This window comes from Mucilaginibacter sp. OK098, from assembly GCF_900142915.1.
Classification (GTDB): domain Bacteria; phylum Bacteroidota; class Bacteroidia; order Sphingobacteriales; family Sphingobacteriaceae; genus Mucilaginibacter.
Window position 1 is genome coordinate 257,355 of the sequence record NZ_FRCM01000003.1, and the last position, 14,075, is coordinate 271,429.

The following is a 14,075-nucleotide window of genomic DNA, read 5'->3' on the forward strand; positions in this document are numbered from 1 at the left end:
ATTCCTTTAAACATTTGGTCTATATTTTTGCTCAACTCTGCCACCCCCGCGTTTGTAACTAACCATAGATTCGTTTCTTAAGAATAGCGGCTCAATGTGATATGTTAAATATCTGTCGGGCCTTATTCCCCAATTATAATAATAGACCAACACGACTACTTTATTTTTTGAGACAATAAACAGGTTTTACCTGTGGCTAAAGTTTTTAATGGCAGTTCGGGCAGCGTATGCAAAAGAATTCCGGTAAAGTAGACTTTGGGTTGGTTTTGAACACGTGTTTATCACCTGCAATATTAAAACCAAAATAAATTATGAAGTAAAATTAAATCCAGAAAATCGCTAACCAAAAACCAATGAACCAATTATTAAAAAACATTTAAATCCCTTTATAAGATGGATAAAAATTTACAAAGAAGAATGAAATGCGGTATTTCGTTATTTATAGGCAGCATGTTGCTTTGCCTATCAAGCTACGCGCAAACCTTCCGTATCTCAGGAAAGGTAACAAGCGCCGATAACTCTGAACCAATGGTAGGAGTGAGCATTAAAGTTAAAGGGACAGCAACCGGCACCCTGGCAGCTATTGACGGTAGTTATGTTATAACAGCAAAGCAAGGCGATATACTCGTCTTTACTTATTTAGGCTATACACCTCAGCAAGTAACGGTTGCAAAACTCGACGTAATAAATGTTCAGTTGAGTTCAACATCCAGCAAATTAAACGAAGTTGTTGTTATTGGTTATGGTAAAGCGCGGAGACCAGACGTAACGGGCTCTATAAGTTCAATATCGGGGGCCGACCTGCGCCAAACGCAACCAACTACTTTTGACCAGGCCCTGCAGGGGAAAGTTGCCGGGGTTGTGGTTCAACAGATCTCGGGGCAACCCGGTGGCGGCGTATCTATTCAAATACGTGGAGTGTCGTCAATAAGCGGCACTAACTCGCCGTTGTATGTAATAGACGGTGTTATTATTCCTCCGGTAAACGACCCGGGTAAGGGTTCCAATCCATTAAATACCATCAATCCCGCTGAAATAGAATCAATAGATGTATTGAAAGATGCCTCGGCAACAGCCATATACGGTTCGCAGGCAACCAATGGCGTAATTGTTATTACTACAAAAAGGGGCAAAGTTGGGCCGCCACAGATAGCTTATGATTTCTATGCCGGTTACCAGGAAATACCAAAGCGGCTCCCGGTAGTGAACCTGCAGCAACTTGCCACTTTTATTAACGCCCGGGCTGTTGCCTGGGGCTTCGATGTGAGGCCCGAATTTGCCAACCCCCAATATTTAGGTACCGGTACCGACTGGCAAAAAGAATTGTTCCGAAAAGCACCGGAAAACAGTCACACAATTACTATAAGCGGCGGGGATACCAGAACCCAGTATTTACTATCAACCTCGTATTTTAATCAGCAAGGGATAGCCCTTGGATCTGATTTTAAAAGATACTCGGTACGGCTGAATTTAGATAATAAAACCACTAATTGGTTAAAAATTGGAACGAGCCTTCAATTGGCGCATGTTGATGAAAATGTAAATTCAACTGCCAATAATGTAATTAACGCCGCGTTAAACAATACCCCTGATGTTGCGGTAACAAACCCTGACGGCTCCTGGGGTGGTGTTACCAACACCAGCGGCTGGGTGCAACCTACTGCCAACCCGGTGGCATTAGCCAAAATAGTCAAAAACCTAAGAAAGAGAAATCAAATATTCGGCAATGTATATGCCGAAATACAATTCACTAAAGATCTGTCGCTGCGCAATGAACTATCCGGTAATTTCGATTTTAATACAGAAGATAGTTTTTCGCCAACTTATGCTTTTGGTAAAGGTGTTCCCAGCCCTAACAGCGGCTCCTCAAACGCCAGCCAAAATTTTTATACAGTAATTCGCAATTTTCTAACTTATAACCATAATTTCAGGAGATTTAATGTTAACGCTTTATTAGGGCATGAAGCGCAGTCAAGCACTTTCGAAAATGTTGGCGGTGCGCGAAGAAATTTCCCATCAAACAATGTACAGGCACTTAATGCCGGGGATGCTACCACTGCCACAAACTCAGGCGATAATTCGGGCTATAATGGAGGCTCTGCACAGGAATCCTATTTCGGCCGTATCAATTTTTCCTGGGATGATAAATATCTGCTAACCGGCAATGTACGGAACGATGGTTCTTCAAATTTTCCAGCTAACAATCGTTGGGTTACTACCTATTCAGGTGGATTTGCCTGGAAAATTAATAATGAGGCGTTTTTGAAAGGTGTGGAGAGTATAAATGAATTGAAGCTGAGGCTTGGCTATGGGCTTACCAACAATCAGGGCATACCGGGCAATACTTTTATAACTCAACTTACATCGGTGTCTAATAGCCTGGCAGGTACAGCACAGTTTCAGAGCAATTTGGCAAATCCGTTCGTAAAGTGGGAAAAAACAGATTATTACAGTGGGGGAATTGACGGAACGTTTTTGAATGGCCGCTTAAGTTTTTCATTTGATGTTTATGACCGTGAAACACACGGACTTTTATTGAAGGTACCGCTTCCGTTATACACCGGTACTGCCGCGGGTTATTCGCCGGGAACCATGGCAGCACCTTATGCCAATGTCGGTTCGCTCAGCAATAAAGGTTTTGACCTCCAAATCAGTTCTACCAATATTAATTCTAAAAATTTTAATTGGAAAACCAGTGTTACCGTATCGCGGAATGTTAACAAAGTGCTCGATTTAGGTTCAGGTGGAAGTCAGGCTAACTTAAGCGAGTCATTTAATAACGATGTAATTGAAAAAACGGTAGTGGGCCAGCCCATTGGCGAATTTTATGGCTATGTATTTGATGGAATTTTTTCAAAGCCAAGTGATTTTCAAAACCATGCCCGGCCTGTCGACCAAAGCGGCAAACCCTATCCAATTTCTCAGGCAGGCGGGGGGATTTGGTACGGCGACCGCATGTTCAAGGATTTGAATGGCGATGGCATTATTGACTCAAGAGACGAAACTTTTTTGGGTTCGCCGATCCCCAAATTCCAGTATGGTATCAATAATACATTTATTTACAAAAATTTTGATTTGAATATTTTCTTCAGTGGCAGCTATGGCAACAAAGTGTTCAATCAATTGGCAGTATCGCAAACCAATTCGCAAAATAATACTACCTATTTTACATCAGTATTAAATTATGCACGGTTGGCTCTGGTAAACCCCAATGGCTCTGCATCCGATGTTAACAATGTATATGTTATCAACCCAAAAACAACCGTTGTAGGATTGAGAAATGACAATACCAACAGTAATAATCGTCCTAATAATTTGTTTATCGAGGATGGTTCATTCCTGCGGTGCAAAGACATCACATTAGGTTATCGGTTGCCAGAAAACCTTTTATCAAAAATATCTGCACGTTCTGTTCGGATATATGCTACTGTATCCAATGCCTTTTTAATTACAAAATATAAGGGCATGGATCCTGAAATTGGCTCATGGAATCCGCTTCAGGCAGGTTGGGACGGCGGTAATTATCCGCTGCCAAGAATGTTTACTATTGGTGCAAACATAACCCTGAAATAATAAAACGATCACCGATTTAAAATATATGTTTATGAAATCAATTAACAAAATTATCATCATCCTGCTATTTGCAGCAGCAATTGCCGGATGTAAAAAGAGTTTCCTTGACCGTCCGTCCAACTCGCAGATCAGCTCTAACAATTTTTACAAAACCAATGCCGATTTAAGGCTGGCTACGGCAAGCCTATACGCCGGTGCGGAGTGGTGGCGATGGAGTAATAACGCTTTGATTCCACTTGGCGACGTATTGGCCGGCACCGGTGGTTTCCAATATAATGGCGATTTAGTACAGCTTTATACACGTACTATTACCGGGCAAAATAATCTTGTGTCAGATGGTTGGATTGGCTTGTACAGTGTTATAGCGCAATGTAATACGGTTATTAATGCCATACAGCAGCAGGCGCCCGCATCCATCCTGCCGGCAGACAAAAATGCGGCTATAGCAGAGGCGAAATTTATTCGTGCCGTAGCTTATTATCATTTGGCCGTGTATTGGGGGGCTGTACCTATTATTGAAGATAACACCAAACTGATAAAAGATCCGCTGCTTAACCGCAACATTGTTTCGGATGTTTATAAATTCATAGCCAGAGACCTAACTTACGCAGCGCAAAATCTTCCCAAAACAGATGAAAAAGGCCGGGTAACTTCATGGTCGGCGCAGGGAATGCTGGGCAAAGCATATTTGACGATGGCCGGTGTAGGCAAAAGTGGCGGGATGCGCGACCAGGCTTTGCTTGACAGTGCCAAAAAGTATGCGGGCAATGTATGTAAAAATAGCGGATTGGCGTTATTTTCCAGCTACTATGACCTTTTCAAGTCGCAAAACAACGATAGCCCGGAATCATTATTTGCCCTTCAATGGGCCGCAGGTGTGGGTTACGGTAATGGCAACGACATACAAACTTATTTTGCACCAACCAGCGAGGTGCTTCCTCAAAAGAACGGTGGATGGGAAGGATTACAGCCAACTTACGATTTATATCGGATGTATACGGCCAAGGATACAGTAAGGCGCAAAGCCACCATTATGCTCACCGGAGATTATTATCCCGAATTGAATGCAGCCGGTGGTGGTTATAAGGCAGGCGGTGTGGGCATGAAAAAACACGTTATTGGCAACGAAAAAGATAACAATGCACCAACAATGGATATTTGGTCATCCGTTGAACACAATGCAATTCTTAGATTGGCTGATGTGTATTTGGTGTATGCCGAAGCTATTTTGGGTAATAGCGCCACTACTGCCGATGGTAATGCGCTGTACTTTTTCAATGCTGTACGGAAAAGGGCCGGCGTGGACCCTGTGGCTGTGCTTGACCCTGTTACATTGCGTACCGAGCGGAGAGTTGAACTTGCTTTTGAAGGGCAATATTGGATAGACCTGGTTAGGTATTCTTATTATGATCCGGCTAATGCTGTGAAGTTACTTAATGATCAGGATGCAACTCACGGTCGGATTTCGTTTACTTATGATCCTAAAACGCATGTGGCTACAAGGGATACTACTGCCCCTCCGTCTGCGCTTCCGGCAACTATTAGTGCATTTACATTACCAATTCCGGCATCTGAGTTAACCAGTGACCCTAAATTAACACAGCCACCAGTACCTTACTATTAATTTTAATAATTAAAAATATATAATTATGAAAAAGAATTCATTTATCCGCTTGTGTTTATTGGCACTCATCTTCGGGATGGTGGCTTTATTCTCTGCTTGTAAGAAGAACAACGACAGCGGTGCTGCTCCTGTTATTACCGGCGTAAGACTTTATAAACCGTCACCTGGCGATACGGCATTAAAAAGCGTTCAGCCCCAGGGCCAGTATGTGGTTTTAGAAGGCCATCACCTGAAAAATGCCGTGCTGATAACTTTTGACGGTGTGAAGGTGCCTTTCAACATCGCACTGTTTTCAGATACGAGCGCAGTTGTACAGATACCTTCTATAATCCCGTATGACAATGTTTCAGCCAGTGATTTAAACACCATTAAGTACTTTACCACCAACGGTTCCACCACTTTCAATTATAATATCATAATTCCGCCGCCCGTTATAACAGGTATTTCAAACGAAGACGCCTCCGTTGGCGACTCTGTCAAGATCTATGGCGCAAATTTCTTTTTAATAAAGAGTTTAACCTACGCTGGTTTACCTATACCCGTTACCGGATATTCGCATTCAGGCGATGGGACAGTTATCAGTTTGGCAGTACCTTCAGGAATTCCGCAAACTGGCGGAATTGTTTCTGTTACTACAAAATCAGGGGTAGCCTCTACCGTTTACAACGTTGAAGATTTTGTTGACGGTGTGTTTCAAAACTGGGACAATGTTAACGGTTATCCATGGGGTTGCGGCTCATCAAACAGCTCGGCAGACTATCCGGGTAATGCTAATTGGTATGGTGTATTTAGCACATCTGACATGGCGGCTCACGATGGTAGTTGGTGGGCTCATCCTGGCGTAAATATGGGAGGCAACCAATGGGTGCCAGCTTCTGATATTTCAAACAGCCCGGCTAATTACGCGGTAAAATTTGAAATATCTGTGCCCGCTTCTACACCGTGGACCAATGGTTCTATTTTTGTAGCAGTAAACTATAGTTTTAACTATATAGCATTGTATAGGCCATGGAAAAGCAGTGGTTCATTTACCACCAACGGCTGGCAAACGGTAACTATTCCTTTGTCGACCTTTAAACCTAATAACGGTACAGGCGACCCCAGCGTTGCATCAATAACAGCTTTGGTTGGCGCCAGCGGTAATAATGGTATGAATATCTGGTTTATGAATGATGGCGATACCCCTGTAACGTCATTTAAGGCAGCAATAGATAATATCCGGGTTGTAAAAATTAAATAAACTAAAGCCCCACAGCAGCATATTGCTGCGGGGCTTTTTAACAAACAAAAAGGTTACTTTTTCCCTAAAACAAAATGTATATGAAAATAAGGTTAAGAAAAATTGAGACGGTGTATGCCATCATGGGGATATGTATTGCAGCTATGGTTGCGATCTCTTGTAAAAAAAATGAGACAGCGGCGCCAAAGCTTACACTTTCCAATTTAACAGATACTATACCCGAGGGTGGTGGTACCAAGGCTTTGGCGTTTACTTCTAATGCTGCATGGAGCGTTGATACTACTGGTACAGGATGGCTGCATTTGAGCCAAACATCAGGCAATAGCGGTGCTGCAACCATTAATTTGACAGCAGCAGGAAATTCAACAGGCAGTACCCGTTCTGTGCTTTTGAATTTAATTTCAACTAACGGCCAAAGCCGGCGGATTTCGGTATTACAAGCTCCCCAAATTTATCCATCCTATAATACATCGGCCATCGCACCCGATGCAACCGGCATGGGCAGCACTGCTACGCAATTGGCCGCAAATATTAAAATGGGATGGAATATTTATAACACAATGGAAGCCTCCGGCGGAGAAATCCGATGGGGAAACCCTAAAATTACCCAGCAACTGATTGACCTGGTAAAACAAAGTGGAATGAATGCCATACGCATACCGATCCAGTACGATTGGTCGCATATAATTGATAAGAAAACAGCCAAAATAGATCCTGTATGGCTTGCACGGGTTAAAGCAGTGGTTCAATATTGCTTTAATGACAATCTGTATGTAGTGGTCAATATCCATTATGATGGTGGCTGGCTTGATTGCACAGCTACTGGTGCGAAGCAGGACACTGTTAATGCGAAGCAAAAAGCATATTGGGAGCAAATAGCAACAACATTGCGGGATTTTGACGAACATTTGATGTTTGCCAGTTCCAACGAACCCAATGCGTCCGATGTTCCCACAACAGTTACGTTAATGCATTATCACCAAACGTTTATTAATGCAGTGCGCAGTACCGGCGGTAAAAACAGTTACCGTGCCTTGATTATTCAGTCCCCTTCTACATCAATTGATTTGGCTAACGCTTATCTCAATCAGGCTAACGTATATAAAACACCCACACTGCCTACTGACCCCGCACCTCATAAAATGATGCTTGAGTTCCACTATTATAATCCGCCGCAGTTTTGCATATTAGGTGGCGACGCAAGCTGGGGAAAAGAATGGTATTTTTGGGGAAAAGACTTTCATACAAAAAATCCGCTCTTCCTTGACCGCAACTCCACAGCTCCAACAGAAGAACACTATGTAGACTCTATATTTAACACTGTGAAAGTAAACTTTGCTTCGAAGGGTATTCCATTGGTTATGGGCGAATTTGACGTGCAATATCACGCTGAGAGATTAAAAGGGTATCCTCAGGATTCGCTATTGGCGTTAAAGTCGGGTTGGCATTTCTATGCTTATGTTACAAAACAAGCCAAAGCAAATGGCGTGCTGCCGTTTTTATGGGCCAGTGGTATATTTAACCGGTCAACTAACACTATAGGAGACCAGGCGGCACTGGATTCGTTGAAAAAAGGAGCAGGGTTTTAAGCAGAAAAGATCAAACTATGATTTTATCACAGCAATAGATAACATCCGGTTTGTGAAAATTAATTAATGCAGTTTTTAGTTAGTTTATATATGCCACGGGCCTTTCAAAAGGAGGCCCGGGCTTTTTTTAATAAATAAAAGCGTTGTTTACCCGTCATGAGAACAGAGGTAATAAGTGATGTTTTTGGGGCTATTTTACTGATCTGCAATGCGTTGAATTTAATCAGGTGTGTGGTTTTTAATAAGTCGTTTAATAGTAAATCTTATTTATAAAATGGGAAAGAGAAATGCCTTTAAAGGAGTGGAAACGCTTCACGAAGCTTTTAATAAGGTACAGATGAATATGCATTTTGAACAGGTGGATGTACAAAATGAAGATGAGAAATTTTTAGCAGAATTAGTTAAATACATCAGGGAAAATATTTCAAGCCCTGACCTGTCCGTTGAGGCACTCAGTTGTGAAATGAAAATGAGCCGGGTGTGGCTTTATAGAAAAATTTTAATGCTTACGGGCAAGTCGCCAATCGAATTTATACGTGCAATCCGGCTACAGAAAGCAGTTCTATTGCTCGGAAATCCACAGATGAGCATCGGCCGGATCGCCAGTGAAGTTGGGTTTGACAATCCTCCTTATTTTTCAAAGATTTTTAAAAAAGAATATGATATACTTCCCTCAATCTACATTCATTTTGCCCGAAAAACTAAAGCCCAGGCCATATTAAATGATTATGCGCTGACTAGTGTGGCTAAAACAGACGGATATTGTGATAGCGGTATGTCAAATCAAAAACTTTAATTTATTCAAAAAATAGCATAATTTACTAATATTCAATAAGTAACATGTTAATTTAAAGTTGCTTATAGTTGTTTGAACATTTGTTCTATATTTTTAATCAACTCTGCTATGCTTTTTTTTTAAGTAATCATAGCTTCACCCTTCCGAACTATGGTTCAATATGAACGTGTTTAAACATACTGTCTTTGAATCGTATTCGATCAATTATAACAATTTGAACCTGCGCGGTTAACTTATTTTTTGACTTATCTAAACGGCTTTATACCTGTCTTAAGTTTTTTTGATGGTAGCAGAGCGCCTGATGTAAGAATTATAAGCCGCAATAAAGGCAGGGATTGTTGGCGTGATAAGGTACAATAGTCACGGATTACATTACTTAAACAAAATTAGGTACCCTGGGAAAACTGATAAAAATAACATATTCAAATTAAATTAATATTTCATGAAGTATACAATAGTCTTCTTTATTACAATTTTTCTTTTTAGCGGAGTTTCGGCGCAAAGCAAAAAAGAGACCGCCCTTAAAACGAAGATCAACAGCATCCTCAGTAAGATGACCCTTGAAGAAAAAATTGAAATGCTTCATGGCAATGCCTTATTTTCTTCGGGAGGGGTAAAGCGTTTGGGTGTCCCTGAGCTAACATGTGATGACGGTCCCTTAGGTGTGCGCGAAGAAATAAAGCGCTTTGACTGGAACTCAGCCAATTGGACTACTGATTCCGCCACATTTTTACCAAATGGTTCAGCAATTGCAGCGACATGGAACCCCTTAATGGCGAATAAATATGGAGTAGTTATAGGAGAGGAGGCCAACTCCCGGAAAAAGAATGTAATGCTTGCACCGGCATTCAATATTTGCAGAATGCCGCTTTGCGGCCGCACCTATGAATATTATTCCGAAGATCCTTATTTGAACGGTCAATTGGCCATTCAATCAGTAAAAGGGATTCAAAGCCAGCACGTGGCAGCCTGTATAAAACATTTTGCTGCCAACAACCAGGAACTTAATCGCGATAGCGTAAATACGTTAGTTGATGAAAGAGCACTGCGCGAAATCTATTTCCCCGCATTTAAAGCAGCTGTACAGCAAGGTAATGCTTATACTGTTATGTCGGCTTATAACAAAGTGAATGGTTATTGGTGCTCAGAGAATGATTTTTTATTGAATAAGGTATTAAAAAATGAGTGGGGCTTTAAAGGAGTTGTCATTTCAGATTGGGGCGGCGTGCATCATACTGTTGCTGCCGCTAACAACGGACTGGATATTGAAATGGGATCAAGCGGGCCGTATGAGCAATGGTATTTTGCTAAACCACTGCTTGAGGCTGTAAAATCAGGCCAGGTTTCAGTAAAAACAATTGACGGTAAGGTGAAAAGAATTTTATGGCTGATGTACCATACATCCATGAGTGCAAATCATCCTAAAGGATCCATTGCTACACCGGCGCATGCCAAAACCGCATATGCGATTGCGTCAGAGTCGATAGTTCTGTTGAAAAATGACGCCCATTTATTGCCTTTGAAAGTGGGTAACATTAAAAGTATTGCGGTAATCGGTGATAATGCCACCCGTACATTTGCTTCGGGTGGTTATGGCGCCGGTGTAAAAGCTAAATATGAGATAACCGCATTGGAAGGCATAAAATCAAGATTTGGTAAAACGGCCGAAATTAAATTTGCGCAAGGGTATAAGGCCAATTATTCGGCGAGCAAAACTGATGCGCAAAACGCAGGATCTGATCAGCCAGATCAAACCTTAATTAACGAGGCCGTAGCGCTTGCAAAAACAACCGACGTTGCCATTTTGTGCATCGGTTCAAACCGCGAATATGAAAGCGAGGGCCATGATCGTAAAAATCTCGACCTGCCTTTTGGAGAGCAGGCTTTGGTTAACGCGGTTACCGCAGTTAATCCTAATACTATTATTGTAATTATGGCCGGCGCTCCTTACGATCTGAATGAAATCAGAAAGTCGAATCATACTATTGTTTGGGCGTGGTTTAATGGGTCAGAGGGAGGGAGTGCACTTGCCGACGTTTTAAAAGGTGTTGTAAACCCATCAGGTCGTCTACCGTTTACTTTTCCCGTCTCATTAAAAGACTCACCCGCTTCCGCCTTAAATACCTATCCTGGTAACAATATGACGGCTGATTATAAAGAGGGAATATTGGTTGGCTATCGCTGGTATGATACCAAAAATATTAATCCTTTGTACTGTTTTGGTTATGGATTGTCTTATACCAATTTTACTTATACTGGTTTGGCTACCAACAAGAAAACCTATAGCCCGGGTGACAAAATAATGGTGTCTTTAAAGGTTAAGAACTCAGGCAGCTTTGCAGGTAAAGAAGTTGTTCAACTCTATGTCTGCAAAATGAACTCCATAGTTTTACGTCCTGAGAAAGAATTAAAGGCATTTAAAAAGATTATGGTCTCGCCGGCTGAAACTGCCGCTGTTTCGATGAACATCGATGTAAATGATCTCGCCTATTTTGACATTAAATTACGCAAATGGATTGTTGAACCTGGCCAGTATAAAATACTGGCTGCCTCGTCTTCAAAAGATATCAGACAAATGGCATCTTTTCACATAAGCAGATAAACAATAACTGCCGGTAAACATAGGGTAATGTATGCATTAAGAATGACTAACGTTAAACAATATATAATAAATTTCAGATACTCGAAATTAGAAAATTGGCAATTACCCTTTCTTTGTTATTGTTGGCATTCACGCTTTATATCAATGCCCGGGTGCATGTAGGAAATGAAAATACAAACACATCGGATGTGATCACTGTTGACCAGGATTCGCTGGGTGTAGAAGCTTATCATTATTGTGCTTTTACGGCCTGGAATGTGAGTAAAGTCATCAAAGAACAACGAGGTTGGGGTTTGCTTCGTGAACCGGGTGTCGCATCTTGCCTTCTTTGAAAAAAGTCGGATTTATATAAAACAAAGTCTATTTAATACAATGGTAGACGTAAGGCTGACTAATAAATTTGTTATTACCAATTGTATTGATACGGCTTAAATATTAATAACTCAATTTTTGATAGATGCCCCTGTGAAAATAGCGTCCTCACATGATACTTGTAATTCTGGATTTATGCTTTTAAAACAATTTGGAATATAACAAACAATTTATTACGATGAAAAAATCTATACCACTAATTATATTAACAATACTTATTTCGGTATTGAATGTGAAATCGCAGGAAGTCAATCGTTTTTTTCCTGAAAAAGACTTGATCACTACCGGAATATACTATTATCCCGAACATTGGAAGGAAAGCCAGTGGGAGCGTGATATTAAGAAGATTTCGGATATGGGGTATGAGTTTGTACACCTTGCTGAATTTGCCTGGTTTAAGATGGAGCCGGAAGAAGGGAAGTTTGATTTTGAATGGCTTGATAAGGTGGTAGGCCTTTGTGCTAAATACAAGGTTAAGGTGTTTTTGTGCACACCTTCAGCCACCACCCCCATCTGGATGAGGGTTAATTATGCGGAGACCTTTATCATGGATGGTCATTATATCCGCGCGGAGAATGGCACACGGGGATTAGGCTCAATCGTCAATGTGAAGTATCGCGCGTTCGTCAAAAAAATCGTGTTGGAAATGGCAAGGCGTTACGGGCAGAATAAAAACGTGATCGGGTGGCAAATAGATAATGAACCGGGTGCTGTTACGGATTATAGCCCACCGTCGCAGGACGCATTCAGAACATGGTTAAAAAATAAATACAAAACCATTGATGCATTAAATACGGCCTGGGGAGCCGCATTTTGGAGCCAATGGTTCAATAATTTCGATCAGGTGATCATTCCGAATACAAATTTAGTAGGCTGGTGGGGAAATAACCCCCATGCCCTGCTCGATTTTAAGCGCTACTCGGCGGATGCCCAGGCTGAATTTCTCGATTTCCAGGCCGGCGCCTTGCGGAACTATATTTCCAATAATCAGTACATCACCACTAATTATACCGCAGTCTGCACCGGTTCTGATCCCGGGCGAACAAAGAAACTCGATTTTGCAGCATATACAGCTTACCCTAACGGTGGCAGCGATAATATTGGTGAGCTTGGATTCAGGTTAGGAAATAGCAAAGTGATCCTTTTTGCATCAGAATATTATAAAAAGGTGGGCGGCGTATCGGGGGTGATGGAAATTCAGCCAGGTCCGGTAAACTGGGGTTCGTATAACCCGCTTCTTTTGCCGGGAACAGTGCGCATGTGGTTGTACCACTCCTTTGCTGCAGGTGGGAAACTTGCCTGTTCCTATCGGTTCCGCCAGATTTTATACAGTTCGGAACAATACCATGCAGGCGTAATACTGACAGATGGGGTAACGCCTTCGCCCGGGGGTGAGGAGTATATGCAGTTTATGAAGGAAATAAAAGACTTGCGCAAACAATATAAGGCAGGAGCTAAGATGCCGGAAAAACTGGCTGCGCGGTCAACTGCTATTCTTTGGAACCTGGAAAATTACTGGACTATCGACAGGCAAAAGCAGACCTCGCAGTGGGACGCCTGGAATTATCCCATTAAGTTTTTGGAAATGGCGAAGTCTTTAGGGGCCCCGGTTGATGTAGTATCTGAAACCAGCGATTTGTCGAAATATAAGGTGGTAATTGTTCCTGCTTACGAAATGGTTGATTCTGCTACCGTAAAGAAATGGAATGATTATGTGGTCGGTGGCGGGCATTTAATCGTTACATGCCGCACAGCAACCAAAGACCGCATGGGGCATTTCTGGGAGGGCGCATTGGCAGCGCCAATATCCGGCCTTATCGGAGCTCACGTTCAGGCAACCGATATGCTTTCAGCTTATGGCAAAGGGGATATTCAAATAAAGTCAAAACATTACAATTGGAACACCTGGGCAGACTTGCTGGCGCCCGATCAAAATACAGAGGTACTAGCAACATACGACAACCAGTTCTATATGGGAAGAGCGGCGGTTGTAAAACATAAAATTGGTAAAGGTTCTGTAACCTACATAGGCGCAAACACTGGTGATTCCAAGCTGGAAAAGGATTTATTACGCGACATCTATGCAGACGCCGGAGCAACAACCGAAGACTATCCGGAAGGTGTTTATGTTTATTGGAGGGATGGTTTTTATATGGCCATGAATTATTCTTCTACCGATTATACCGTGAATATTCCCGGGACTTCTAAAATTCTTGTTGGGGAGAAAATATTGAAACCTGCCGGTGTATTGGTTTGGAGTGAGTGACTAATAATATAAA

The 14,075-nt window shown here is 41.9% G+C and carries 8 protein-coding genes; all 8 read left to right on the forward strand.

Going from position 1 to position 14,075, the window contains the following annotated elements:
• Positions 1–393: 393 nt before the first annotated feature.
• The 8 genes from BUE31_RS11370 to BUE31_RS11400 all read left to right on the forward strand — a co-directional run bounded on the left by BUE31_RS11370 (position 394) and on the right by BUE31_RS11400 (position 14,062).
• Positions 394–3,573, forward strand: a complete 3,180-nt coding sequence (locus BUE31_RS11370) for a SusC/RagA family TonB-linked outer membrane protein (protein ID WP_073403502.1) — start codon at positions 394–396, stop codon at positions 3,571–3,573.
• A gap of 31 nt (positions 3,574–3,604) precedes the next feature.
• Positions 3,605–5,197, forward strand: a complete 1,593-nt coding sequence (locus tag BUE31_RS11375; protein WP_073404262.1) for a RagB/SusD family nutrient uptake outer membrane protein — start codon at positions 3,605–3,607, stop codon at positions 5,195–5,197.
• A gap of 25 nt (positions 5,198–5,222) precedes the next feature.
• Entirely contained in the window at positions 5,223–6,437 is a 1,215-nt protein-coding gene (locus BUE31_RS11380; RefSeq protein ID WP_073403504.1) for a glycan-binding surface protein, read from the forward strand.
• Between the two features lie 80 nt (positions 6,438–6,517).
• Entirely contained in the window at positions 6,518–8,026 is a 1,509-nt protein-coding gene (locus tag BUE31_RS11385; protein WP_159440663.1) for a cellulase family glycosylhydrolase, read from the forward strand.
• 274 nt (positions 8,027–8,300) lie between these two features.
• Positions 8,301–8,822 (forward strand): helix-turn-helix domain-containing protein, encoded by a 522-nt coding sequence (locus tag BUE31_RS11390; protein ID WP_073403506.1) that lies wholly within the window; start codon positions 8,301–8,303, stop codon positions 8,820–8,822.
• A gap of 442 nt (positions 8,823–9,264) precedes the next feature.
• Positions 9,265–11,424: a glycoside hydrolase family 3 C-terminal domain-containing protein gene (locus BUE31_RS11395; RefSeq protein WP_073403508.1), complete on the forward strand. Its 2,160-nt coding sequence runs from the start codon at positions 9,265–9,267 to the stop codon at positions 11,422–11,424.
• A 95-nt stretch (positions 11,425–11,519) separates the two neighbouring features.
• Positions 11,520–11,756, forward strand: coding sequence for a hypothetical protein (locus BUE31_RS30700; RefSeq protein WP_143167094.1), 237 nt, complete (start codon positions 11,520–11,522; stop codon positions 11,754–11,756).
• A gap of 218 nt (positions 11,757–11,974) precedes the next feature.
• Complete coding sequence (locus tag BUE31_RS11400) at positions 11,975–14,062, forward strand: beta-galactosidase (RefSeq protein ID WP_073403509.1); 2,088 nt, start codon at positions 11,975–11,977, stop codon at positions 14,060–14,062.
• Positions 14,063–14,075: the final 13 nt, after the last annotated feature.

What these genes read in the sequence shown, in the direction of transcription:
- BUE31_RS11370 (WP_073403502.1), top strand. Translation starts at nt 394, where the DNA reads ATGGATAAAAATTTACAAAGAAGAATGAAATGCGGTATTTCGTTATTT.
- BUE31_RS11380 (WP_073403504.1), top strand. Translation starts at nt 5,223, where the DNA reads ATGAAAAAGAATTCATTTATCCGCTTGTGTTTATTGGCACTCATCTTC.
- BUE31_RS11400 (WP_073403509.1), top strand. Translation starts at nt 11,975, where the DNA reads ATGAAAAAATCTATACCACTAATTATATTAACAATACTTATTTCGGTA.
- BUE31_RS11395 (WP_073403508.1), top strand. Translation starts at nt 9,265, where the DNA reads ATGAAGTATACAATAGTCTTCTTTATTACAATTTTTCTTTTTAGCGGA.
- BUE31_RS11385 (WP_159440663.1), top strand. Translation starts at nt 6,518, where the DNA reads ATGAAAATAAGGTTAAGAAAAATTGAGACGGTGTATGCCATCATGGGG.
- BUE31_RS11390 (WP_073403506.1), top strand. Translation starts at nt 8,301, where the DNA reads ATGGGAAAGAGAAATGCCTTTAAAGGAGTGGAAACGCTTCACGAAGCT.
- BUE31_RS11375 (WP_073404262.1), top strand. Translation starts at nt 3,605, where the DNA reads ATGAAATCAATTAACAAAATTATCATCATCCTGCTATTTGCAGCAGCA.